Source organism: Nocardioides sp. GY 10113 (assembly GCF_004919105.1).
Lineage (GTDB): Bacteria > Actinomycetota > Actinomycetes > Propionibacteriales > Nocardioidaceae > Nocardioides.
Genome location: NZ_STGK01000003.1, coordinates 298,929 through 319,831 on the forward strand (window position 1 = coordinate 298,929; position 20,903 = coordinate 319,831).

Here is a 20,903-nt window from a genome sequence, read left to right on the forward strand (position 1 = left end):
CGATGAGCATCCAGTACGCCTACAAGGTCCGCGACACCGCCGGCCGGTTCAAGGAGGGCAAGGTCAAGGCCGCCTCCGAGACGGCGGTCGCCGAGCAGCTGCTCGCGATGGGCTACGTGCCGCTGGAGGTCAAGCCCGCCGGGGTGGGCCTCAACCGCGACATCAGCTTCGGTCGCAAGCGGGTCACGATGAAGGACCTCGCGGTCTTCTCCCGCCAGCTGGCGACGATGGTCGACGCCGGCCTGACCCTGATGCGCGGGCTGACGATCCTCGCCGACCAGGTCGAGAACCCCGAGCTGCGCCGGGCGCTGCACGAGGTGAAGAAGGCCGTCGAGGGCGGCCAGAGCCTCTCGCAGGCGTTCGCCGCGGACCGCCGTACCTTCCCGCCGTTCCTGGTCAGCATGGCCCGCGCCGGCGAGGTCGGCGGCTTCCTGGACGTGGCGCTCAAGCAGGTCGCGGAGACCTTCGAGGCGGAGGTCAAGCTGCGCTCCAAGATCAAGGCGGCGATGACCTACCCGGTCGTCGTCTTCTGCATGGCGATCCTGATGTGCATCGGCATGCTGCTCTTCGTCGTACCGATCTTCGAGGGGATGTTCGCCGACCTCGGCGGCCAGCTGCCGCTGCCGACGCGGTTCCTGGTCGCGCTGTCGGGGGTGGTGCGCTACGGCGCGCCGATCTTCGCCGCCCTCATCGCCGCCTTCGTGTGGTGGTGGCGCCGGCACGCCCAGGACGACAAGGTCCGGGAGTTCGTCGACCCCCTGAAGCTGCGGATGCCGGTCTTCGGCGACCTCTTCTCCAAGATCGCGCTGACCCGGTTCTCCCGCAACCTCGGCACGCTGCTCTCCTCGGGCGTGCCGATCCTCAGCGCGCTCGACATCGTCTCGGCGACCACCGGGTCCAAGGTGATCGAGCACGCCGTGCACGACGTGCGGCAGTCGGTGGCGACCGGCGAGTCGATCGCCGGCCCGCTCAGCCAGCACCCGATCTTCCCGCCGATGGTGGTGCAGATGATCGCCTCGGGCGAGGAGTCCGGCGCCGTGGACCAGATGCTCAAGCGCGTCGCGCAGTGGTTCGAGGAGGAGGTCGAGGCGACCACCGAGGCGCTGACCGCGCTGATCGAGCCGCTGATGATCGCGTTCCTCGGGGTCGTGGTCGGCGGCATGATCATCTGCCTGTACCTGCCGATGTTCACCATCTTCGACCTGATCGAGTGACCGTGCTGGCCGGGGGAACGCGGGAGACGCGGGAGACGACGCATGCCGACGACGGCTTCACGCTGATCGAGGTCATCGTCGCCTTCGCGCTGTTCATGGTGCTGCTGGGATCGAGCACGGTCGTCCTCGCCGCCACCCAGGACAGCACCCGCGACAACTCCCGCCGGACCGCTGCGATCAACCTGGCCGCCCGCGAGCTCGCGATCACCGCGGACACCTTCAACTCGCTGCTGCGCGGACCCGAGGAGGTGGCCGTCAACCAGGTGCTCAACCCCGACCAGCTGCCCGGCGGCACACCCGGCGAGCCGCTGGTGATCGACAACGTGCCGTACACGGTCAAGAGGACCGCGCAGTGGGCCGCGGTCGGCTCCGCGGCGTCGTCCACCTGCGACGACGGCACCAGCTCCGAGCTGGCCTACCTGAGGGTGCGGGTGGAGGTCACCTGGCCCGGCGGCGAGGACCACCCGGTGCGGATGACGACCCTGATGACCCCGCTCAAGGGGACCTACTCCTCGACCGACGGACACATCGGGCTCAAGGTGATCGACCGCGACGGAGTCCCGCGGGCCGGCCAGTCGGTCACGATCAGCGGCCCCAGCGGCACCCGCACCGCCAGCACCGCCGAGGACGGCTGCGTGCTGTTCGCCTACGTGAGCCCGGGCACCTACACGGTCACCCTCAACACCAGCGGGTACGTCGACATCGCCGGCGCCGTCTCCTCCAGCCGCACCGTGACCGTCACCGCCGGCCAGCTCTGGCGTGGCTCGGTCAGCTACGACCGGGCGGCGCGGATGGCGGTCCACTTCACCACCGCGCCCGGCTACGCGCTGCCCCGGGCCAACGACCTGCCGCTGATGTTCACCACCAGCGCCGGCTCCGTCGAGCGGACCGGCAGCGGGAACAACCGCACCGTCTCCGACCTGTGGCCCTACGCCTCGGGGTACGAGATCTGGGCCGGCCACTGCCTCGACAACGACCCCGCCAACCTCGGGGAGGCGCGCGCCCCGGTCGCCGTCAGCGACCCGGGCACCACGACCAGCATCGAGGTCGCGCTGGCGCCGCTGACCGTCTCCTGGGGCGGCGCGGGGGCGATCACCGCCGTCTCCAACCCGAGCATCGACAACCCGCAGAGCCCGTGCGCCGCGACCACGGTCGACCTCGGCACGCCGTCCGGCGGCGTACTGGCGACGAGCCTCCCGTACGGGCGGTGGACGATCAAGGCGGGCTCGGCCAGCAAGGACGTGACGCTGACCCAGGCCGCCGGCCCGCAGACGGTGAGCCTGCCGTGAGCGCCTCGACGAGGGTGGTCCCCGACCGCGCGACGCCCGCCCGGCCCGCGGCGCGCCCGCGCGACGAGGGCTCGGGCCTGATCGAGGTGATGGTCGCGATGACGCTGGGCTCGCTGCTGGTCAGCATGCTCGCGGCCTTCGCGGTGGTGGGGCTGCGGACGATGCACGCCGCCGACACCCGCCTGGACAACATCACCACCGGCCAGATCGGGATGGCGGCGGCGACGAAGGTGATCCGGACCGCGGTGCTGCCCGACCAGCTCAACGACGCCGGCTGCAGCAACTGCGCCGACTCGGCGATCGTGGCCGCGAGCAGCACGCAGATGTCGTTCTACGCCAACATCAACAACACCAGCGGCGGGCCGAGCCTGGTCACCATCGAGACGCTCGCGGACGCCACCCGGCCGGGCTCCTCGCTGCTGCGCCAGACCACGATCCCGCCCACGATCGCCAGCGACGGCTCCTACAGCTTCTGCGCGATCACCAGCCCCACCTGCCGGTTCAGCCGGCGGGTGCTGGCCCGTGGGCTGCCGCGGCTGTCGACCTCGCCGGTGGTGCTCCGCTACTACGACTTCGAGGGGCTGCCGCTGGGGACCGGGACCCTGCCCGGGGGCGACCTGGTCAAGGTCGCCAGCATCGACGTCAACCTGACCATCCAGCTGCTGCCGGACCAGTCCAGGACGCCGTCGCAGACGCTGATCCAGCGGGTCAACCTGCCGAACGCCGACATCAGCGTGCTGAACAGCGAGGAGTCAGGATGAGCGCGGTGCGGAGCCCGGGGAGCGCCGGGAACCAGGGGAGGGCCGGCGACCGGTCCGGGGCGCGCGACCAGGGCTACGTGATGGTGGTCGTGGTGGTCTCCATGACGGTGCTGATCGCCATGCTGACCGTGGTGCTCGGCTACTCGCGCACCACGATCAAGACCGTCCGCAACGCCGCCGACTGGAACCAGGCCCTGCAGGCCGCGGACGCCGGTGTCGCGGACTACCTGGCGCGCCTGAACGCCGACGACAACTACTGGCAGGGCGTCGACTGCACCAACGTCGCGCTGAAGGGGCCGACCAGCCGCACCAACACCTGCGGGTGGAACGCCACGACCCCGCCGGGCTGGGCCGACCTGCCCGGGTCCGGTGCGCAGTACCACTACGAGGTCGACGTCAGCTCCACGCCGTCCAACGGCACCGTGGTGCTCACCTCGTCGGGGCGCAGCCGCGGCGAGAACCGGACCATCCAGGTCCGGATGCGACGAGGCGGCTTCGGGGAGTTCCTCTACTACACCGTGTACGAGACCGTCGACCCGGAGAACGAGGCGGTCTACGGCTACAAGAACACCACCGCGATCAGCCGCTGCACCAAGTACTACTACCAGGGCCGGGACACGTCGTACTGCAGCGACATCAACTTCGTCTCCGGCGACGTGATCGACGGCCCGCTGCACACCAACGACGCGATGCTGATGTACGGCACCCCGCGGTTCAACGGCACCACGACCACCTCCTGGCCGAGCTGCACCAAGTCCAACCCGTCGACGTGCTACCGGAGGAACGGCAGCCCGAGCCCGACCTTCGCCAAGGGCATCGCGTACCGCGACCCCGTGCAGCTGCCGGAGAGCATCGGCGACCTCCGGCAGTACGTCGACCCGACCCAACCGAACCCGGGATGCCTCTACACCGGGCCCACCCGGATCAAGATCGTCAACGGCAGCGGCACCACGCCCTCCACGATGAGGGTCTGGAGCCCCTGGACCACCAGCACGAACTCCGGGTGCGGCACCGTGCCGCTCAACGGCTCCGCGGCGATCCCGATCCCGCACAACAGCCTGATCTACGTGCAGAACGTGCCGGCCACCCAGACCGCGCCCGTCTCCGGGAAGACCAACCCCGGCACCGGAGCCTGTCCGGGCGGCTGGATCGGCGACGGGTTCCCGCTGGCGGGCACCACGACCAGTGGCGACTACAACCAGACGCTGGACGAGGCGAAGTGCACCTACGGCACGGTCTACGTCGAGGGCACCCTCAAGGGCCGCCTCTCGATCGCCGCGGAGGCCAACGTGGTGATCACCGGCGACCTGACCTACAGCGGCGGACGCACCGGCACCGACGCGCTCGGGCTGCTGGCCAACGAGTCGGTGAAGATCTACCACCCGGTGCGGTGCACCAGCTACAGCAGCTGGCGCAAGGAGTGCTCGTCGGGCTCGAACCTCAACCGGCCCAGCGGGTCGACGTTCACCGACCCCGAGGTGAACGCCGCGATCCTGACGCTGCGGCACAGCTTCACCGTGCAGCAGTACCAGTTCGGTTCGCGGCTCGGCGACCTCTCGTTGTTCGGCACCATCGCGCAGCGGTTCCGTGGGCCGGTCGGCACCACGAACACCTCCGGATACCTGAAGAAGTACGTCTACGACACCCGGATGCGCTACGCGCCCCCGCCGTACTTCCTGGACCCCGTGCGCAGCGCCTGGGGCGTGAAGACCTACGGCGAGCTGGTGCCGCGCTACTGACCGGTCGGGTTCTTTTTACCCTTCACACCTCAAGTGATGGCGTGTCGCTACCGATTCCAGATGCGGGCACGGCGGCCGAACCGTCCGACCCGACAAGGACCGTGTAGGCACCACCTGGGGAGGAACGCATGACCGAGAACAACCAGCAGGCCGTCGAGAAGAAGGACCAGGGCTTCACCCTGATCGAGCTCCTCGTCGTCGTCGTCATCATCGGCATCCTGGCCGCGATCGCCATCCCGGCGTTCCTGAGCCAGCGGCAGAAGGCCGTCGACACCAGCATCAAGGCCGACCTGGACGCGATGTCCAAGGTGCAGGAGACCATCTACTCCGCCACCGGTGCCTACAGCACCGACGCCGCGGACATCGCGGGCGAGGGCTACACCGTCTCCAGCGGCAACACCGTCTCCATCGCGGTCAACGAGGACGGCTACTGCGTGACCGCCGTCAACGACGCCGGCAGCGGCACCTTCTACGTCTGGGACTCCCAGGCGGGCGGTCTGCTCTCCGACGAGGACGCCCTGCCGGGCTGCACCATCGGTGCCACCCCGGGCTACGTCGACTACGTCGCTCCCTGATCCCGACGATCCACGCGGGGCGCGTCGCCGAGAGGCGGCGCGCCCCGCGCGCTTTTCCCGCGTCGGTCGCCGAGGGCTCAGCCCGGGCGGGTGCCCTGCCGATGAGGGGGAGGACGAAGGTCCGCATCGGGCGGGCCGGTGAGGAGCGGCGAGGCGATGAGCGAGGGCGGGGATCCCCAGGTGGCGGAGCTGCAACGCGACCTGGCGGCGGTGACCCGCGTGCTGCTCGGACTCGAGCAGCGCGCCGGCTCGCGTGCGGCCGAGCAGCCGGTCGCGGTGGAGCGGCTGACCGCGGTCGAGCCGCTGGCGGCGGTACCGGTGGAGCCGGTGACGGCGACCGCACCCCCGGAGTCCGAGCCGCCGACGTCGGTGGAGCTCGAGGGGCTGCCGGCGTTCGAGCGGCTGCCCCTGGTGGTCCTGCCCGCGGGCGGTGACGGCCAGCCGTCGCCGCCGACCGTCGCCTCCTGGGACCGCCTCGGCGAGGACGTTCCGGACGTGGAGGCGGAGCTCGGGGAGCCGATGGCGGAGGTCGCCCCGATCTCCTTCGCCGCGGCCGAGGTCGACCCGCTGATGGAGGTCGACCCGCTGATGGAGGTCGACCCGCTGATGGAGGTCGCCCCGCTGGCGGAGGTCGAGCCGCTCCTGGAGGTTCAGCCGTTGCTGGAGGTCGAGCCTCTGGTGCCGGAGTTCGAGCCGCTCCCGGAGGTGGAGCCGCTCGTGGAGGCGGAGCCGCTCCTGGAGGTCGCCCCGCTGGTGGAGGTCGAGCCGTTGCTGGAGGTCGAGCCTCTGGTCCCGGTGGTCGACCCGCTCCTGACGATCGAGCCCACGGCGCCGGAGGAGCCCCGGCTGGACGACCGCAGCGCCGCGCAGGTGCTGGACGAGCTGCGGTTCCTCGACGACTGATCCGGAGAACGAGGCACGCCATGGTGATCGACGTCCCCCCTGAGAGCCCGGCCGACGACCTCTGGGTCGACTACCAGCGCACGGGCTCCGCCGAGGTGCGCAACCAGCTGGTGCTGCGCTACGCGCCGCTGGTGAAGTACACCGCCGGGCGGGTGCGCGCCGAGCTGCCCCCCAACGTGGACTCCGCCGACCTCGTCTCCGAGGGGGTGATCGGGCTGATGGACGCGATCGACAAGTTCGACCCGGCCCGGGGCATCGACTTCAAGGCCTACGCCGTGACCCGGATCCGCGGCGCGATCGTGGACAGCATCCGCGCAGCCGACTGGGTGCCGCGCTCGGTCCGCGGCCGCCAACGCGATATCGACCGCGCGACCGAGGAGCTGCGGCAGCGCCTCGCCCGCACGCCCACGGACTGCGACGTGGCCGCGGAGCTGGGGATCACCGTGGCCGAGCTCCGGGCCAGCCGGGCGCGGCCCACCGCGGTCGCCCCGGCCGCGACCGAGGACCTCGCCGGCATCGGCGACCTGGGGCCGCACCTGGACGACCTGTTCGAGGACGAGGACACCCGCGCCGAGCTGATGGTGGCGGTGGCCCGGCTGCCCGAACGGGACCAGATCGTGATCGCGCTCTACTTCTTCGAGGGGTTCACCCTCGGTGAGATCGGGGTGATCCTGGGCGTGACCGAGTCACGGGTCAGCCAGCTGCGCAGCCGCGCGATGAGGGCGCTGCGCGAGCACCTCGCCGAGATCCTCCTCGCCGACGCCTGACCCCGGGCCGCCCGCTCCGGACGGCGACGTACGCCGACGGCCGGTCAGGCGGGTGCCGCCTCCGCGTCGGGGACCGACGCGCCGGGCGCCGGTCGCGGCCGCGGGCGCCGCCGCGCGACCGACACCCCGAGCAGCGCCAGCGCGCCCCCGACGTACGCCGCGGGCGCGGGCGCCTCGTCGAGCAGCAGCACGCCCATGACGATCGTCAGGGGCGGCACCAGGTAGGTGGTCACGCCGAGCGAGGAGGCGCTCATGTGGCGCAGCGCGTACGCGTAGGTGGTGAAGGCGATCGCGGTCGGGAAGACGCCCAGGTAGACCAGCCAGAGGGTCGAGGAGGCCGGCGCGGCGCGGACCTGGTCGACCAGCTGCCCGGCCCACGGCAGGCAGACCAGCGCACCGACGCTGCACGCCAGCCAGGTCACGTGGACCGCGGAGAGGCGCGCGACCAGCGGCTTCTGCAGCACCAGGCTGATCGAGTAGACGAGCGCTGCCAGCAGGACGAGCCCGACGCCGAGGAGGTCGCGGTGGCCGTCCCCGCCGGAGCTGGAGACGCCGATGAGGGCGACTCCGGCGAACGCCAGCAGCAGGCCGACGCCGAGGGCGAGGGTGAACCGTTCCCCGAGGAAGGCGGCGGCCAGCACGGCGATCAGCACGGGGGAGACCTGGATCAGCATCGCGGCGGTGCCGGCGTCGACGCGGTGCTCGCCCGCGTTCAGCGCGAGGTTGTACACGCCGAACCACAGGGCGCCGATGGCGACGATGCTGGCCCACTGGCGGCCGGTCGGACGGGGCAGCCCCTGGGGCAGCGCCACGGCCGCCAGGGCGAGCGCGCCGACCAGCAGCCGGCCCAGCGAGAGGGCCCCGGGACCGAAGTCGTCGGCCAGGTGGCGGATGCCGACGAACGCCGAGGACCAGAGCACCAGCGTGGTGGCGACGGCGAGCAGGGGGAGGAACGGGCGGTGCTGCACAGCAGGACGCTACGCGGTGGCGCCGAGGGTGCGCACGCGGGTATCGGCCGGGGCGGTGGGGGCGGTCGGCGCCCGAGCGCCGGACCGCGTCAGCCGGGGCTCAGACGTCGAACTTGTAGCCCAGGCCCCGCACGGTGACCAGGTACTTCGGCTCGCTCGGCTCCGGCTCGAGCTTGGCGCGCAGCCGCTTCACGTGCACGTCGAGCGTCTTGGTGTCGCCGACGTAGTCCGAGCCCCAGACCCGGTCGATGAGCTGGCCGCGGGTGAGCACCCGGCCGGGGTTGCGCAGGAACATCTCCAGCAGCTCGAACTCCTTGAGCGGGAGTCGCTGCTCGTGGCCGTCGACGGTCACCACGTGCCGCTCCACGTCCATCCGGACCGGACCGGCCTCCAGCGTGTCGGGCACCAGCTCGGCGTCGTGCCCGCGGCGCAGCACGGCACGGATCCGGGCGGTCAGCTCGCGCGGGGAGTACGGCTTGGTGACGTAGTCGTCGGCGCCGAGCTCGAGGCCGACCACCTTGTCGACCTCGTCGTCCTTGGCGCTGACCATGATGACCGGCACGTTGGAGGTCTGCCGGATGGTCCGGCACACCTCGGTGCCGGGGATCCCCGGCAGCATGAGATCCAGCAGGACGATGTCGGCCCCGTTGCGGTCGAACTCGGTCAGTGCCGTGTTGCCGTCGGCCGCGATCGCGACCTCGAAGCCTTCCTTGCGGAGCATGTACGCGAGCGCGTCGCTGTAGCTCTCTTCGTCCTCGACGACGAGTACCCGGGTCACGGGCGTTCCTCCTGATTCGGGTCTGACACGCTGGAGTCCCCCAGCAGCATCGTGGCGGGGAGCATCGTGGCTCCCACGTCGTACACCGGGTGCTGGGGGAGCGTCAGGGTGAATGTCGACCCCTGGCCCTCCACCGACCACACCCGGACCTCGCCGCCGTGGGTGGCGGCGACGTGCTTGACGATCGACAGCCCCAGGCCGGTGCCGCCGGTGGAGCGGTGCCGGGCCGGGTCGACCCGGTAGAACCGCTCGAAGATGCGGTCGATCTCGCCGTCGGGGATGCCGATCCCCTGGTCGACCACGGAGATCTCCACGCTGTGGCCGACCAGCCGGCGGCTGACCAGCACCCGACTGCGGGCGTCGGAGTAGTGCACCGCGTTGGCCACCAGGTTGGCGACGGCCGCGGTGACCTGGTCCTCCTTGCCGAGGATCTTCAGGCCCTCGGTGCCCTCGGTGAGCAGCGTGATCTCCTTGGCGTCGGCCTCCATCGCGCTGGTGTCGATCGCGGTCGCGATCACGTCGTCGATCGCGACCGGCAGCGGGGAGGCGATCGGCTCGTCGCCCTGCAGTCGGGAGAGCTCGATGATCTGCTGCACCAGCTTGGAGAGCCGGTCGCTCTCGGTCTTCATCCGGGAGGCGAAGCGGTGCACCGCCTCGGGGTCGTCGGCGGCGTCCTGCACCGCCTCGGCGAGCAGGTGGATCGCGCCGACCGGCGTCTTCAGCTCGTGGCTGACGTTGGCCACGAAGTCGCGGCGCACGGCCTCGACCCGACGCTCGCGGGTGCGGTCCTCGACCAGCACCAGCACCAGGCGGGGACCGAGCGGCGCGACCCGCGCCGAGACGGTGCGCTCCGGTCCGTGGGTGCGGCGCAGGGTGAGCTCGGTGTCGCGGATCTGTCCGTCGCGGCGCACGTCGCGCACCATCGTGCCGAGGTCGACGGAGACCAGCATCTTGCCGCGGACCACACCCATCGCGTACGCCGGTGCGGAGGCCTTGACCACGACGTCGTCCTCGTCGACGACGACCGCGCTGCTGCGCAGCACGGAGAGCACGGCCGCCACGCCCTGCGGCACCAGCGGCGCCTCGGGCTCGACCATGCGGTTCTGCTGGCGATCGCTCAGGTGCCACGCGAGCATGGCGCTCCCGGCGACGAGTGCGCCGAGCAGCGCGGCCAGGAAGGCCTGCGTCGACGGATCCACGTCATGATCGTACGGTGGCGCCAGGTGCGGCCTCGGAATCGTGGCGCAGCACGTTCGGGATGTTCACTCCCCGTTCACCGGGAGTGGAGAGTGTGTCACTTTCTCGGCATCGACGCCGTCATAGGCTCGTCGCATGCGTGAGGCCTTCGATGAACAGCTCGACTCCATCTTCGTGGACCTGGCGGCGATGAGCCGTCGCGTCCAGACCGCGGTGGAGCAGGCCACCCTTGCGCTGACCTCCGGAGACCCGATGATCGCCGAGCAGGTGATCAGCGACGACATCGTGATCGACCGGATGCGCGAGCAGACCGAGGACGCGGCGTTCAACCTGCTCTCCCTCCAGCAGCCCGTCGCCGGCGACCTGCGGACGCTGGTCGGCGCGCTGCGCATGGTCACCGAGCTCGAGCGGATGGGCGACCTGTCGGTGCACGTCGCGAAGGTGGCCCGGCTGCGGGTGCCCGACCTGGCCGTGCCGGGCGAGGTGCAGCCGACGATGCAGCGGATGGCCGAGGTCGCCAAGGACATGGTCGCCCGCGTCACCGACATCATCCTGACCCGCGACGTCGAGTCGGCGATCGCTCTCGGCCGCGACGACGAGGAGATGGACCAGCTGCGCCGCGGCACCTTCCAGATCCTGCTCTCCGACGACTGGTCGCACGGCGTCGAGGCCGCGGTCGACGTCGCGCTGCTGGGCCGGTACTACGAGCGGATCGCCGACCACGCGGTGTCGATCGCCAACCGGGTGATCTTCGTGGTCACCGGGCACAACAGGCACGGCGTCAGCTGAGCTCGGGCCCCGGGCCGTCGTGAGACGGCGTCACAGCGACACTGGCCCCCATCTCGCGCGAGATGGGGGCCAGTGTCGATGAACAGGCGCGTGCGCCGAGCGGTGCGAGGTCAGCGCCCCTGGTTGGCGACGGCCGCCGCGGCCTCGGCCGCGGCCTCCGGGTCCAGGTAGCGGCCGCCGGGCACCAGCGGGGCCAGGCTCTCGTCGTCGAGCTCGTAGAGCAGCGGCATCCCGGTCGGGATGTTCAGGCCGGCGATGTCCTCGTCGCTGATCCCGTCCAGGTGCTTCACGATGGCCCGGAGGCTGTTGCCGTGGGCGGCGATCAGCACGGTCCGGCCGGAGCGGAGGTCGGGGACGATGCTGGCCTCCCAGTAGGGGAGCATCCGCTCGATGACGTCCTTGAGGCACTCGCTGCGCGGCATCTCCTCGCCGAGGTCGGCGTACCGCGGGTCGCCGACCTGGGAGAACTCGTCGTCGTCGGCCAGCGGCGGCGGAGGGGTGTCGAAGGAGCGACGCCAGAGCATGAACTGCTCCTCGCCGAACTCCGCCAGCGTCTGCTTCTTGTCCTTGCCCTGCAGGGCGCCGTAGTGGCGCTCGTTCAGGCGCCAGGAGCGGCGCACCGGGATCCAGTGCCGGTCGGCGGCGTCGAGCGCCAGCGCCGCGGTGTTGATGGCGCGCCGCTGCAGGGAGGTGTGCACCACGTCCGGCAGCACGCCGGCCTCCTTGAGCAGCTCACCGCCGCGGACCGCCTCGTCGCGGCCCTTCTCGGTCAGCGCGACGTCGACCCATCCGGTGAAGAGGTTCTTGGCGTTCCACTCGGACTCGCCGTGGCGCAGCAGGATCAGCGTGGCGGCCATCGGGATCAGTGCTCCTCGGGGGCGGGCGCCTCGTCGGCGCAGTCGTAGATCGCCGAGCCCTCCAGCGCGGTGATCCCCTCGGAGGCCTCCTCGGCGGCGGCCTCCTCCTCGGTCGCGGTCTCGTCGCCGTGGGCCGCGTCGGTCTCCTCGGAGTGAGCACCCTCCTCGGCCTCCGCCTCCGGCGCCGCCTCGCCGGCGAGCTCGGCGTACTGGAAGCACGGCTTCACGACCGGCACGTTCAGCGTCACCGCCTCACCGGTGCTGAAGCCGAGCTCCAGGGTGACGACGTCACCCGCGGCGAGGTCGCCGGTCAGCGGGATCGGGGTGGTCTCCTCGTCGGCGAGGTTGACGCCCGCGCCGCCGCCGACCTCGATCGGGGCGAAGGAGCCGGCGGTCACCTGGCCGGACGGGTCGGTCACCGAGTCCAGGCTGGCCGCGGTGGTGTTGTCGTTGTTGGCCAGGGCGCCGATCAGGCGGCCCGACCCCTCGGCGTCGGAGAGGATCCGGATGCCGAGCGCGTCGACCGAGGCCTCGCGGTCGTTGGCGCCCGCAGCGATCTGGTTGACCCGGTCGGTCGGGTAGTCGAAACCGCAGGCGGACAGGGTCGCCGGCAGGGCCGCCAGGAGCAGTGCGGCGATCGCGGTCGGGCGTCGGTGAAGCATGTCGGCAGGCCTCCGCTGCAGGTGTGTCCTCCGGCCGTCCGGGGTCGGACGTCGGTGGTTGATTCGGGCGGCCACACTCTAGCGGTCGCGCGCGTCAGGCGACCGACTGGTCCGTCCCGATCGCGCCCCGGCGGGCGCCGGCCGGCGGGGGTGCCCGCTCCGGCCGCCGTCAGCGGGAGAGGCCGTCGCGGGCGCCGAAGACGAAGAGCAGGACCACGATCACCGCGACGTACAGCGAGGACAGGGCCAGCAGTCGCGAGGCGCCGAGCTTGAGCCCGAGCCGGAGCGGGAGGTAGGTCCAGCCGTCCTCGTGGTCGGCCACCAGGCCCCACACGGCGCGGGTGAAGTGCACCCCGACGCCGAGCAGCGCGGCCAGCACCACCATCGACGTCTCGGGCGGAGAGCCGACCGCCTGGCCGCCCCAGCCGCCGTAGGAGAGGTACGCCGGGAGCATGCCGAACCCGACCGCCCACGACCAGAACGACAGCGGGCCGGTGCGCAGCACGACGTTGCCGAGCATGCCCACCGCGACGGAGGCGAGGTAGATGCAGCCGGCCGTGATGCCGGTGGTGATCGCCAACGGCACGACCAGCAGCGCGGCCAGGACGATCGCGTACCAGGCGGTGCCGACCGCCAGGCGGCCGTCGGCGATCGGCTTGCCCGCGGTGTGGTGGCGCTGGTCGCGGCGCTTGTCGACGATGTCGTTGTGCCAGCCGAGGATCGTCTGGCCCACCAGCACGGTGACCACGATGACCCCGGACTCCCGGGCCGGCCGGCCGGAGAGGACGGCCGCGAAGCCCATCCCGAGCGCCATCGCCACCGCCTGCTTGAGGTGGCCCGCCTGGAGCAGCGTGACGACCACCCACTCGCGCGGGGAGCCGTCGGCGATCCAGCCCAGGCGCCGGCGGCGAGGAGCGGTGGGGAGCGGCGGCGCCTGCGGCGGGCGAGCGCCGTCCGCGTCCGGGGCGTCGTACGCGCCCTCGCCCTGGGCGGTGTCGTCGTCGCTCGGCTGCTCCGCGGCCAGCTCGGCGGCCTCCTCGGCGGCCTCCTCGGCGGCGAAGTCGCGTCGGCTGACCGCAACCGCGGCGAGGTAGGCATCGACGTCGGTCACCCCGTGGGGGGCGAGCGACGGTGCCTCGGCGTCGGCCGCCGGTGCGTCGGCCCCCCAGCTGTCGACCTCCGGAGCGCCCGTCCCCGCGCCCGTCCCCGCGTCCGTGCCCGCGTCCGTGCCCGTGGCGGGCGCGTCGTCATCACCGTCGGCCCGGTCGGTCGCCGTCGCCTCCCCGGCAGTGCGGCCGCGTCGCCAGCGCTGCGTGTTCCCCATGGCGAGCAGTATCGACCACGGGACCGGCGACCGGGCGGCGTACCGCGGAACGGGCTCCCGGCGCGTCGGCGGCCGGTCGGCCGGGGCCTCGGGGCCAGGTCGGCCGTCGAGGGCCCTACGGGCCCTGCGCGTCGCCGGCGGTGCCGGCGCGGCTCGCGGTGGGCGGGCACCCTGCCAGAGAAAAACGGGTCGTTCACGCAGTTCCGACACGTTTCGAACGTGTTTCCGGCCACTGTGCAACACACGGGAGACGATCTGTCAAGCCCGGATTGCCAGGCTGACCTGCGCAAACGCTTTCTGAGACTTCGCTGAGACGTGGTAAGATGGCGGTCCAGGAAGGGGTTTGCTCATATGACTTTCACCGTCGGCGAAACGGTCGTCTATCCCAATCACGGGGCCGCAGTCATCGAGGACATCGAGATGCGGACGATCAAGGGAGAGGAGCGTCAGTACCTCGTACTCCGCATCGTGGCACAGCAGGACCTGGTAGTGAGGGTTCCCGCGTGCAATCTCGATCTCGTAGGTGTCCGGGACGTGGTGGACAAGGACGGCCTGGATCGGGTCTTCAGTGTGCTCCGTGCCGAGCACGTCGAGGAGCCGACCAACTGGTCGCGCCGCTACAAGGCCAACTTGGAGAAGCTGCACAGCGGCGACGTCATGAAGGTGGCCGAGGTCGTTCGTGACCTGTGGCGTCGGGAGCGTGACCGCGGCCTGTCGGCCGGGGAGAAGCGGATGCTCGCCAAGGCCCGTCAGATCCTCGTCTCCGAGCTCGCGCTCGCTGAGCACACGAACGAGGACAAGGCGGAGACGATCCTCGACGAGGTTCTCGCGTCCTGATCGACACGTAGCTGTCCAAGCGCCCCGCGGCCCACGCCGCGGGGCGCTTGTCGTCTCCGGGGGCAGGAACACTAGGTTGGGGGCGTCATGAGCACCCTCCCGCCCGAGGAGCCGACGCCGTACGGCGCCTCCGCCGAGCCGACTCCCGAGCTCGAGCCCGCGTCCGGCGTGATCGTGGACGAGGGACGTGGCGCGCTGCCGTTCGCGCTGATCCACGGCGAGTCGCTGGTGGCCACCGCCGCCTGGTCCGCCGGCGAGGCGGGCATCGAGCTGATCGACGCCAGCCTCGGGTGGGACGTGGTGGTGGACCGCGAGGAGCCCCTCGTCCTGCACGACCCGCTGTGCCCGATGACGCCGCCTGAGTTCCTGGCGGACTGCGTGCGCGCCGCGCTCGCGACCGGCGAGGTCGTGGTCGGCGTCCGGCCGGTGACCGACACGGTCAAGGAGGTCGTCGGGGGCCGGATCGGCGCCACCGTCGACCGTGAGTCGCTGGTCGCCGTCTGCTCGCCGCTCGTGCTGCCGCCCGCGCTGCTGGCCCGACTCGTCGGGGAGGGCGGGCTGCCGGCGGCGGGCTTCGCCGAGCAGGTCGCCTTCCTGCGCGAGCGGGACTACCCGGTGCTGCTGGTCGACGCCCCGGCCGGCGCTCGCCGGGTCACCTCGGTCGCCGACGTGGCCGTGCTCGAGGCACAGACCCGCCCGGCGCGCTAGCTCGCGGTCGGCGCGGTGGGCGTGGCCGGCGCCGGGTCAGGCCGCCGTCGTGGCGGCGGCCCGTTCGCGGCGCAGCTCGGCCAGGCGCTCGCGGAGGTCCGGGTCGTCCATGACCAGCCAGACCAGCCCGCAGTCCTGGGGCCCCGTCGCGCCGGGGCTGCACAGCGTGCACGGCTCCCCGAGCCGGATCGGGCACTGCGGGACGGGCTTTCCCATGCCTTCCACGGTAGGCCGGGTCGGGCCCGGGCCCCAATGGCGGCGGGTGCTGCGGGGTGACTGTTCCGTCACAGTGTGCGGTGCGCGTCGTGGGCGGGTGGGGGCATGTAACACGCCGTTGCACGCGCTGGCCGGTCGTCTGCGCTGCTGGGCTCCCGTTGGAACGGGCTTCCGGGGACGCCAACGGTCGCCCAGCGCCCGCAACGGCGTGTTACAGCACCCGGTCGACCAGCGCCGCGGCCGTGGCCAGGTCCTCGGGCCAGGTCACCTTCAGGTTGGTCGGGCTGCCCTCGATCGCGTGCACCTCGAACCGGTCCGGCGCGCTCCGCTCGAAGCAGGCGGCGGTGTCGGTGCCCTCGAACCCCTCGGCGGCCGCCGCCTGGTAGGCGCGGCGCAGCGGCTGGGCCCGGAACGCCTGGGGGGTCTGCACGCCGCGCAGGACGCGGCCGTCGCCGGCCCCGCGGCCCGGCGACGTCGGCCCGAGCGCCGGCGAGGCCGGGTCACGGGGGAGCAGGCCGGCGAGGTCGACGACCGGGACCGCGCCGCCGTACCGCCGGGCGGTGTCCAGGGCGGTGGCGAACAGAGCGGGCGGGGCCAGCGGGCGCGCGCCGTCGTGGATCGCCACCGCGTCGATCCGCCCGGCGTCGATGTCGGGCCCGAGCAGCTCGAGCGCGGCCTCCTCCGAGGCGTGCCGGGTGGCGCCGCCCTCGACCAGCAGCACCTCGCGCTCCTCGCCCAGGTCGGGCAGCAGCGCCGCGGCGACGGCCTCCCGTTCGCCGGGCGCGCAGACCACGACCACCCGGACCACGCCGGGCACGGCCAACGCCGCGCGAACGCTCCAGGCGAGCACCGGACGCGGACCGAGCGGGAGCAGGATCTTGTTCACGCCGGCGCCGACGCGGCTGCCGCTGCCGGCGCCGAGGACGACGATCGCGGCGCCGGGGATCGGGGGCAGCGGGGCGGTGGAGGGCTGGTCGGTCATCGCAGCGTCACCCTAGCCGGCGTCGTGCGGCGGCCGGCCGGGAGCGTTTTCGTGGGTGTTACACGCCGAAACGCTGCCGAGAACAGAGCCACCCTACTTTCGGCCCATGACTGCTCGGAGCGCGCCAACGGAGGAGTGGCAGCCCGTGTGCCGGCTCGTCGAGCTCGAGGTCGCGCGAGGTGTCACGGCGCTCGTGCACGGGCAGGCGATCGCGATCTTCAAGGTCGACGACGAGACCGTCTACGCGCTCGGCAACCACGACCCGTTCGCGCGCGCCTCCGCGCACGCCGGCGGCATCGCCAAGGGCATCGTCGGCCGCCGCGGCGAGGTCCCGTTCGTGGCCTCGCCCGCCCACCGGCACGGCTTCGACCTACGAACGGGTCGGTGCCTGGACGACCCGCAGGTCTCGGTCCCCGCCTACGACGTCAAGGTCGTCGAGGGCGTCGTCCTCGTCGGGCACCGCAAGAGCGACGCCGCCTGAGCCACTCCCCGAGCCGGGACCCGCCGGCTCGGCGAGGGCCCGGTCGATCAGCTCGCACAGGTGCTCGGTGACCAGCTCCGCGCGCTCCATCGGCAGCATGTGCCCCGCCCCGGGCGCCACCAGCAGCCGCGCCCCGCGGATGCTGCGCGCGATCCGGCGGCCGTGCGCCGGCGGGGTCAGCAGGTCGCGGCTGCCGACCAGCACGACGGTGCGCACCCCGTCGTACGCCGCCAGTGCCGCTCCGCGCTCGTGGGTCATCATGTCGCGGTAGAACCCCGACATGGTCTCCGGCGGGCAGGCGATCAGCTGGTCGACCGCCACGCCGACGTCGCGCGGCCGGGCGCCGCCGCCGAAGACGAAGCGGCGCATGATCCGCCGCTCGAGGATCGGCGTACGCCGCCGCTGGGAGCGGCTCAGCCTCCGTGCCCGGGTCGCCAGGACCGCCGGCACGCGATCCCGGGTCGCGGCGGTCGTCGCCGCCGGCAGCCCCAGCGTGACGGTGCTCATCTCGCCGGCCGAGGTGGAGACGAACAGCAGCCCTGCCACCCGAGCCACCAGGTCCGGCCGCTCCTGCGGCAGCGCCGTCATCGCCATCCCGCCGATCGAGTGGCCGGCGAGCAGCAGCGGGCCCTCCGGTGCGAAGGCGTCCACCACCCCTCCGAGGTCGCGGGCCAGGTGCGCGACGGTGCACGCGGCCTCCGGGGCCGCGTCCGAGCGGCCGTGCCCGCGGTGGTCCCAGGTGATCACCCGCAGGTCGTGGCCGTAGCGGACCATCAGGTCGTGCACCTGGTAGTGCCAGTCCTGCTCGTCGGCGGTCCAGCAGTGCGCCAGCAGCACCGTGAGCGGGGCGTCGTCGCGGCCCCGAACGGTCACCTGCAGGCGCAGGCCGTCCTCGGTGACCAGCGTCCGTCGTCCGAAGTCCATCGATCTCGTGCCCATCGCGTTGGTGTCCATCGTCTCCTCACAACGGTCGGGCCCGCGGTCGGCTACGCCGTGGTCGGTACGACGGCGACCAGCGCGGTCGCGATCGCGGCGACGCCCTCGCCACGGCCGGTCAGGCCCAGCCCGTCCGTGGTGGTCGCCGAGAGCGACACCGGGGCGCCGACGACCGCGGTGAGCGTCGCCTCGGCCTCCGCACGGCGCGGACCGATCCGCGGACGGTTGCCGATCACCTGCACCGCGACGTTGCCCACCGCGTACCCGGCGGCGGTGACCCGTCGTACCGTCTCGGCGAGCAGCGCGGTGCCCGCCGCGCCGGCCCACTCGGGCGCCGAGGTGCCGAAGTTGCTGCCCAGGTCGCCCAGCCCGGCCGCCGAGAGCAGCGCGTCGCAGGCGGCGTGCGCGGCCACGTCGGCGTCGGAGTGACCCTCCAGGCGGACGGCCTCCTCGGGCCAGGTCAGGCCGCCCAGTGCGAACGGCGGATCGCCTTCCTCGCGGGGGACCAGGCGGTGGACGTCGGTACCGGTGCCGACCCGGAACGGGGGCGGTGCGGGGGAACTGGTCACCGACCGATCATGCCGTGCGGGAGAATGGCCCGGTGAGAACATCCCGAGGTTGGTGGTCGCTGGCGGGCGTGGTCGTCGGCATGCTCGGGCTGGCCGCCAGCTACCTGACCGCGGCGCTGCTGCACGTGCGGGAGTCGCCGGTCGTGGCCGTGGCCGAGGGGATCACGGCGCTGACCCCCGGCGCGATCGCCGAGTGGGCCATCCAGAACCTCGGCACGCAGGACAAGAGCGCGCTGGTGCTCGGCATGCTCGTGGTGCTCGTGGTCATCTTCGGCGTCCTCGGCGCCGTGGCCCGTCGTACCTGGTGGATCGCTGTCCTCGGGTACGTCGTCCTGGCCGTGATCGGTGCCTGGGCCGTCCTGGCCAAGCCCGGATCCACCGGCACCGAGATGGTGCCCGTGCTGGTCGGTCTCGTGGTCTGGCTCGGCGGCTTCGCGCTCTGCGCGCAGGCGCTGCGGCGCTGGGAGGTGGTCGAGGCGAGCGACGACCTCGCCCACGACCCCGCCCACACCCGGCGCGGCTTCTTCCTGCTCACCGGCGGCCTCGCGGTCGCGGCGGCGGTCGCCGGCGCGCTCGGCAGGGTCGCTGGCTCGGCGCGTGGCCAGGCCGAGGCCAGCCGCCGCCTGCTCCGGCTCGAGCGGGTCACCCCGCCGGTGCTCCCGGCCGCGGCCCGGGTCGAGGTGCCCGGCGTCGCGCCGTGGCAGACCGCGGCCGACGACTTCTACTTGATCGACACCGCGTTCATCAAGCCGACCATCGAGCCGGTCGAGTGGGAGCTGCGGATCCACGGGATGGTCGACCGGGAGATCACGCTGACCTACGACCAGCTGGTGGCCCGCGAGATCACCGAGGACTGGATCACGCTCAACTGCGTCTCCAACGAGGTCGGCGGCGACCTGATCGGCAACGCCTGGTGGAGCGGGGTGCGGCTGGCCGGCATCCTCGCCGAGGCCGGGCCGCAGGAGGGCGCCGACGCGGTCCTGCAGACCTCCGACGACGGCTGGACCTGCGGCACCCCGTTGGCCGCGCTCACCGACGACCGCAACGCGATGCTCGCGGTGGCGATGAACGGCGACCCGCTGCCCATCGAGCACGGCTTCCCGGTGCGGACCATCGTGCCCGGCCTCTACGGCTACGTCTCGGCCTGCAAGTGGGTGGTCGACATGGAGGTCACCCGCTTCGACGACATCGACGCCTACTGGACCCAGAAGGGCTGGGCCGAGCTGGGCCCGGTCAAGATCGCCTCGCGGATCGACGTGCCGGCGCAGGGCTCGTCGGTGGAGGCCGGCACGGTCGTCGTGGCCGGCTCCGCCTGGTACCAGCACACCGGCATCGAGGCGGTCGAGGTCTCCCTCGACGGCGGGCCCTGGACCCGGGCCACGCTGGGCGAGGTCCCCAGCGCCGACACCTGGGTGCAGTGGCGGGCCGAGGTCGAGGCCGACGCCGGCGACCACCTCGTGCGGGTCCGCGCCGTCGGCCGCAACGGCGAGACACAGACCGGCGTGACCGCCGGTGTGCTCCCGGACGGTGCGACGGGATGGCACGGCGTCAGCTTCCAGGCGACATGATGCCGACCGTGAGCCACTCGATCCCGTACGCCGACGACTTCGCCGACCTGACCGGGGGTGCCCTGGTGGTCGGCGGGTCCGGCGGCCTGGGGCGCGCGATCGCGCTGCTGCTGGCCGAGCGCGGGGCCGCCGTCGCGGTCACGCACTTCAGCCGGCCCGCGTCCATCGGGCGAGCGTCGTACGCGCTGGACCTGGGGGACCCGGATGCGGTCCCGGCCGTCGTGGACCTGGCCGCTGCCGACCTGGGCGGCCTGCACACGGTGGTCTACGCCGCCGGGCCGCACGTGCCGATGCGCCACCTGTCGCGGGTGGAGCCGACCGCGATGGCCGCCCAGCTGGCGGTCGACGCCAGCGGCTTCTTCGCCCTCGCCCACGCCGCGCTGCCGCACCTGCGGTCGGCGCAGGGCTCCCTGGTCGCGGTGACCACCGCCGCCACCGCGCGGTTCCCGGTCCGCGACGGGCTCTCCTCGGCGCCCAAGGCGGCTGTCGAGGCGATGGTGCGCGGGCTGGCCGCCGAGGAGGGACGCTTCGGCGTCCGGGTCAACGCGGTGGGCCCGGGCATGCTCACCGACGGCATGGCCGAGCGGCTGATCTCCTCCGGCGAGCTCGACGACGCCGCGCTCGAGGTCACCCGCGGGAACATCCCGCTGCGCCGCTTCGGCTCCGCCGCCGACATCGCGGAGGCGGTCTGCTTCCTGGCCAGTCCGCGGGCCGGCTTCATCAGCGGGCAGAAGCTGGACGTCGACGGCGGCTACGGCGTCTGAACCCGCCGACCCGTGCCGC

General features: G+C 72.6%; 23 protein-coding genes. 13 read left to right on the plus strand and 10 right to left on the minus strand.

The features are described from left to right. Positions 1 to 2 precede the first annotated feature (2 nt). The 7 genes from E8D34_RS05800 (at position 3) to E8D34_RS05830 (ending at position 7,248) form a co-directional block, all read left to right on the plus strand. On the plus strand, positions 3 to 1,214 hold the full coding sequence (locus E8D34_RS05800) for a type II secretion system F family protein (RefSeq protein WP_136593641.1): 1,212 nt from the start codon (positions 3 to 5) through the stop codon (positions 1,212 to 1,214). Next, on the plus strand, positions 1,211 to 2,503 hold the full coding sequence (locus tag E8D34_RS05805; protein ID WP_168929343.1) for a prepilin-type N-terminal cleavage/methylation domain-containing protein: 1,293 nt from the start codon (positions 1,211 to 1,213) through the stop codon (positions 2,501 to 2,503). The genes E8D34_RS05800 and E8D34_RS05805 overlap by 4 nt, the downstream gene beginning before the upstream one ends. Then, complete coding sequence (locus E8D34_RS05810) at positions 2,500 to 3,264, plus strand: prepilin-type N-terminal cleavage/methylation domain-containing protein (protein WP_136593643.1); 765 nt, start codon at positions 2,500 to 2,502, stop codon at positions 3,262 to 3,264. The genes E8D34_RS05805 and E8D34_RS05810 overlap by 4 nt, the downstream gene beginning before the upstream one ends. After that, positions 3,261 to 5,003 carry a hypothetical protein gene (locus tag E8D34_RS05815; protein ID WP_136593644.1) on the plus strand — a complete coding sequence of 581 codons (1,743 nt, stop codon included), beginning with the start codon at positions 3,261 to 3,263 and terminating at the stop codon, positions 5,001 to 5,003. Before E8D34_RS05810 ends, E8D34_RS05815 begins: the two co-directional genes overlap by 4 nt. A 128-nt stretch (positions 5,004 to 5,131) precedes the next feature. Next, positions 5,132 to 5,578 carry a prepilin-type N-terminal cleavage/methylation domain-containing protein gene (locus E8D34_RS21505; RefSeq protein ID WP_136593645.1) on the plus strand — a complete coding sequence of 149 codons (447 nt, stop codon included), beginning with the start codon at positions 5,132 to 5,134 and terminating at the stop codon, positions 5,576 to 5,578. A 180-nt stretch (positions 5,579 to 5,758) separates the two neighbouring features. Continuing rightward, positions 5,759 to 6,481 (plus strand): hypothetical protein, encoded by a 723-nt coding sequence (locus tag E8D34_RS05825; protein WP_168929344.1) that lies wholly within the window; start codon positions 5,759 to 5,761, stop codon positions 6,479 to 6,481. A gap of 20 nt (positions 6,482 to 6,501) precedes the next feature. Then, complete coding sequence (locus tag E8D34_RS05830; protein WP_240771130.1) at positions 6,502 to 7,248, plus strand: FliA/WhiG family RNA polymerase sigma factor; 747 nt, start codon at positions 6,502 to 6,504, stop codon at positions 7,246 to 7,248. Positions 7,249 to 7,292: 44 nt separating this feature from the next. On the opposite strand, the gene E8D34_RS05835 is transcribed toward E8D34_RS05830, so the two are convergent. The 3 genes from E8D34_RS05835 to E8D34_RS05845 all read right to left on the minus strand — a co-directional run bounded on the left by E8D34_RS05835 (position 7,293) and on the right by E8D34_RS05845 (position 10,193). Then, positions 7,293 to 8,216 carry a DMT family transporter gene (locus tag E8D34_RS05835; RefSeq protein WP_240771131.1) on the minus strand — a complete coding sequence of 308 codons (924 nt, stop codon included), beginning with the start codon at positions 8,214 to 8,216 and terminating at the stop codon, positions 7,293 to 7,295. A gap of 100 nt (positions 8,217 to 8,316) precedes the next feature. Further along, on the minus strand, positions 8,317 to 8,994 hold the full coding sequence (locus tag E8D34_RS05840; RefSeq protein WP_136593647.1) for a response regulator transcription factor: 678 nt from the start codon (positions 8,992 to 8,994) through the stop codon (positions 8,317 to 8,319). Then, the gene (locus E8D34_RS05845; protein ID WP_206056567.1) at positions 8,991 to 10,193 is read right to left on the minus strand and encodes an ATP-binding protein; all 1,203 of its coding nucleotides are present in this window, start codon (positions 10,191 to 10,193) and stop codon (positions 8,991 to 8,993) included. Before E8D34_RS05845 ends, E8D34_RS05840 begins: the two co-directional genes overlap by 4 nt. 133 nt (positions 10,194 to 10,326) lie before the next feature. Between E8D34_RS05845 and phoU the strand changes: the two genes are divergently transcribed. After that, positions 10,327 to 10,980, plus strand: coding sequence for a phosphate signaling complex protein PhoU (gene phoU / locus E8D34_RS05850; protein WP_136593648.1), 654 nt, complete (start codon positions 10,327 to 10,329; stop codon positions 10,978 to 10,980). A 110-nt stretch (positions 10,981 to 11,090) separates the two neighbouring features. Here phoU and E8D34_RS05855 read toward each other — a convergent pair whose 3' ends face one another. The 3 genes from E8D34_RS05855 to E8D34_RS05865 all read right to left on the minus strand — a co-directional run bounded on the left by E8D34_RS05855 (position 11,091) and on the right by E8D34_RS05865 (position 13,823). Beyond that, the gene (locus E8D34_RS05855) at positions 11,091 to 11,837 is read right to left on the minus strand and encodes a phosphoglyceromutase (protein ID WP_136593649.1); all 747 of its coding nucleotides are present in this window, start codon (positions 11,835 to 11,837) and stop codon (positions 11,091 to 11,093) included. A 5-nt stretch (positions 11,838 to 11,842) separates the two neighbouring features. Further along, a complete protein-coding gene (locus tag E8D34_RS05860; protein WP_136593650.1) occupies positions 11,843 to 12,499 on the minus strand; it encodes a hypothetical protein in 657 nt (218 codons plus the stop codon). 169 nt (positions 12,500 to 12,668) lie between these two features. After that, positions 12,669 to 13,823 (minus strand): UbiA family prenyltransferase, encoded by a 1,155-nt coding sequence (locus tag E8D34_RS05865; protein ID WP_136593651.1) that lies wholly within the window; start codon positions 13,821 to 13,823, stop codon positions 12,669 to 12,671. 351 nt (positions 13,824 to 14,174) lie between these two features. Here E8D34_RS05865 and E8D34_RS05870 point away from each other — a divergent pair, with 351 nt between their 5' ends. Together E8D34_RS05870 and E8D34_RS05875 are read left to right on the plus strand one after the other, a co-directional pair. Beyond that, positions 14,175 to 14,660, plus strand: a complete 486-nt coding sequence (locus tag E8D34_RS05870) for a CarD family transcriptional regulator (protein ID WP_136593652.1) — start codon at positions 14,175 to 14,177, stop codon at positions 14,658 to 14,660. Positions 14,661 to 14,747: 87 nt separating this feature from the next. Beyond that, positions 14,748 to 15,368, plus strand: coding sequence for a 2-C-methyl-D-erythritol 4-phosphate cytidylyltransferase (locus tag E8D34_RS05875; protein ID WP_136593653.1), 621 nt, complete (start codon positions 14,748 to 14,750; stop codon positions 15,366 to 15,368). Positions 15,369 to 15,404: 36 nt separating this feature from the next. Here the strand turns inward: E8D34_RS05875 and E8D34_RS05880 are convergent, their stop codons facing one another. Further along, positions 15,405 to 15,584 (minus strand): DUF6767 domain-containing protein, encoded by a 180-nt coding sequence (locus tag E8D34_RS05880; protein ID WP_136593654.1) that lies wholly within the window; start codon positions 15,582 to 15,584, stop codon positions 15,405 to 15,407. A 211-nt stretch (positions 15,585 to 15,795) separates the two neighbouring features. Continuing rightward, on the minus strand, positions 15,796 to 16,566 hold the full coding sequence (locus E8D34_RS05885; RefSeq protein WP_240771132.1) for a 2-C-methyl-D-erythritol 4-phosphate cytidylyltransferase: 771 nt from the start codon (positions 16,564 to 16,566) through the stop codon (positions 15,796 to 15,798). Between the two features lie 106 nt (positions 16,567 to 16,672). Between E8D34_RS05885 and nirD the strand changes: the two genes are divergently transcribed. Continuing rightward, complete coding sequence (nirD, locus tag E8D34_RS05890) at positions 16,673 to 17,047, plus strand: nitrite reductase small subunit NirD (protein WP_136593655.1); 375 nt, start codon at positions 16,673 to 16,675, stop codon at positions 17,045 to 17,047. On the opposite strand, the gene E8D34_RS05895 is transcribed toward nirD, so the two are convergent. Next, on the minus strand, positions 16,937 to 18,001 hold the full coding sequence (locus tag E8D34_RS05895) for an alpha/beta hydrolase (protein WP_136593656.1): 1,065 nt from the start codon (positions 17,999 to 18,001) through the stop codon (positions 16,937 to 16,939). The genes nirD and E8D34_RS05895 overlap by 111 nt on opposite strands. A 32-nt stretch (positions 18,002 to 18,033) precedes the next feature. Further along, positions 18,034 to 18,552 carry a 2-C-methyl-D-erythritol 2,4-cyclodiphosphate synthase gene (ispF, locus tag E8D34_RS05900; protein ID WP_240771133.1) on the minus strand — a complete coding sequence of 173 codons (519 nt, stop codon included), beginning with the start codon at positions 18,550 to 18,552 and terminating at the stop codon, positions 18,034 to 18,036. Positions 18,553 to 18,584: 32 nt separating this feature from the next. On the opposite strand from ispF, the gene E8D34_RS05905 reads away from it, so the two are divergent. Further along, complete coding sequence (locus tag E8D34_RS05905; protein WP_240771134.1) at positions 18,585 to 20,120, plus strand: molybdopterin-dependent oxidoreductase; 1,536 nt, start codon at positions 18,585 to 18,587, stop codon at positions 20,118 to 20,120. Between the two features lie 8 nt (positions 20,121 to 20,128). Continuing rightward, a complete protein-coding gene (locus E8D34_RS05910) occupies positions 20,129 to 20,884 on the plus strand; it encodes an SDR family oxidoreductase (RefSeq protein WP_240771135.1) in 756 nt (251 codons plus the stop codon). The last annotated feature ends 19 nt before the right edge of the window (positions 20,885 to 20,903 follow it).

Excerpts from the sequence above, each read along its gene's own strand:
- E8D34_RS05800 (WP_136593641.1), top strand. The coding sequence starts at position 3 with ATGAGCATCCAGTACGCCTACAAGGTCCGCGACACCGCCGGCCGGTTC.
- E8D34_RS05815 (WP_136593644.1), top strand. The coding sequence starts at position 3,261 with ATGAGCGCGGTGCGGAGCCCGGGGAGCGCCGGGAACCAGGGGAGGGCC.
- E8D34_RS21505 (WP_136593645.1), top strand. The coding sequence starts at position 5,132 with ATGACCGAGAACAACCAGCAGGCCGTCGAGAAGAAGGACCAGGGCTTC.
- E8D34_RS05830 (WP_240771130.1), top strand. The coding sequence starts at position 6,502 with ATGGTGATCGACGTCCCCCCTGAGAGCCCGGCCGACGACCTCTGGGTC.
- phoU (WP_136593648.1), top strand. The coding sequence starts at position 10,327 with ATGCGTGAGGCCTTCGATGAACAGCTCGACTCCATCTTCGTGGACCTG.
- E8D34_RS05855 (WP_136593649.1), bottom strand. The coding sequence starts at position 11,837 with ATGGCCGCCACGCTGATCCTGCTGCGCCACGGCGAGTCCGAGTGGAAC.
- E8D34_RS05860 (WP_136593650.1), bottom strand. The coding sequence starts at position 12,499 with ATGCTTCACCGACGCCCGACCGCGATCGCCGCACTGCTCCTGGCGGCC.
- E8D34_RS05865 (WP_136593651.1), bottom strand. The coding sequence starts at position 13,823 with ATGGGGAACACGCAGCGCTGGCGACGCGGCCGCACTGCCGGGGAGGCG.
- E8D34_RS05870 (WP_136593652.1), top strand. The coding sequence starts at position 14,175 with ATGACTTTCACCGTCGGCGAAACGGTCGTCTATCCCAATCACGGGGCC.
- E8D34_RS05875 (WP_136593653.1), top strand. The coding sequence starts at position 14,748 with ATGAGCACCCTCCCGCCCGAGGAGCCGACGCCGTACGGCGCCTCCGCC.
- E8D34_RS05880 (WP_136593654.1), bottom strand. The coding sequence starts at position 15,584 with ATGGGAAAGCCCGTCCCGCAGTGCCCGATCCGGCTCGGGGAGCCGTGC.
- E8D34_RS05885 (WP_240771132.1), bottom strand. The coding sequence starts at position 16,566 with ATGACCGACCAGCCCTCCACCGCCCCGCTGCCCCCGATCCCCGGCGCC.
- nirD (WP_136593655.1), top strand. The coding sequence starts at position 16,673 with ATGACTGCTCGGAGCGCGCCAACGGAGGAGTGGCAGCCCGTGTGCCGG.
- E8D34_RS05895 (WP_136593656.1), bottom strand. The coding sequence starts at position 18,001 with ATGGACACCAACGCGATGGGCACGAGATCGATGGACTTCGGACGACGG.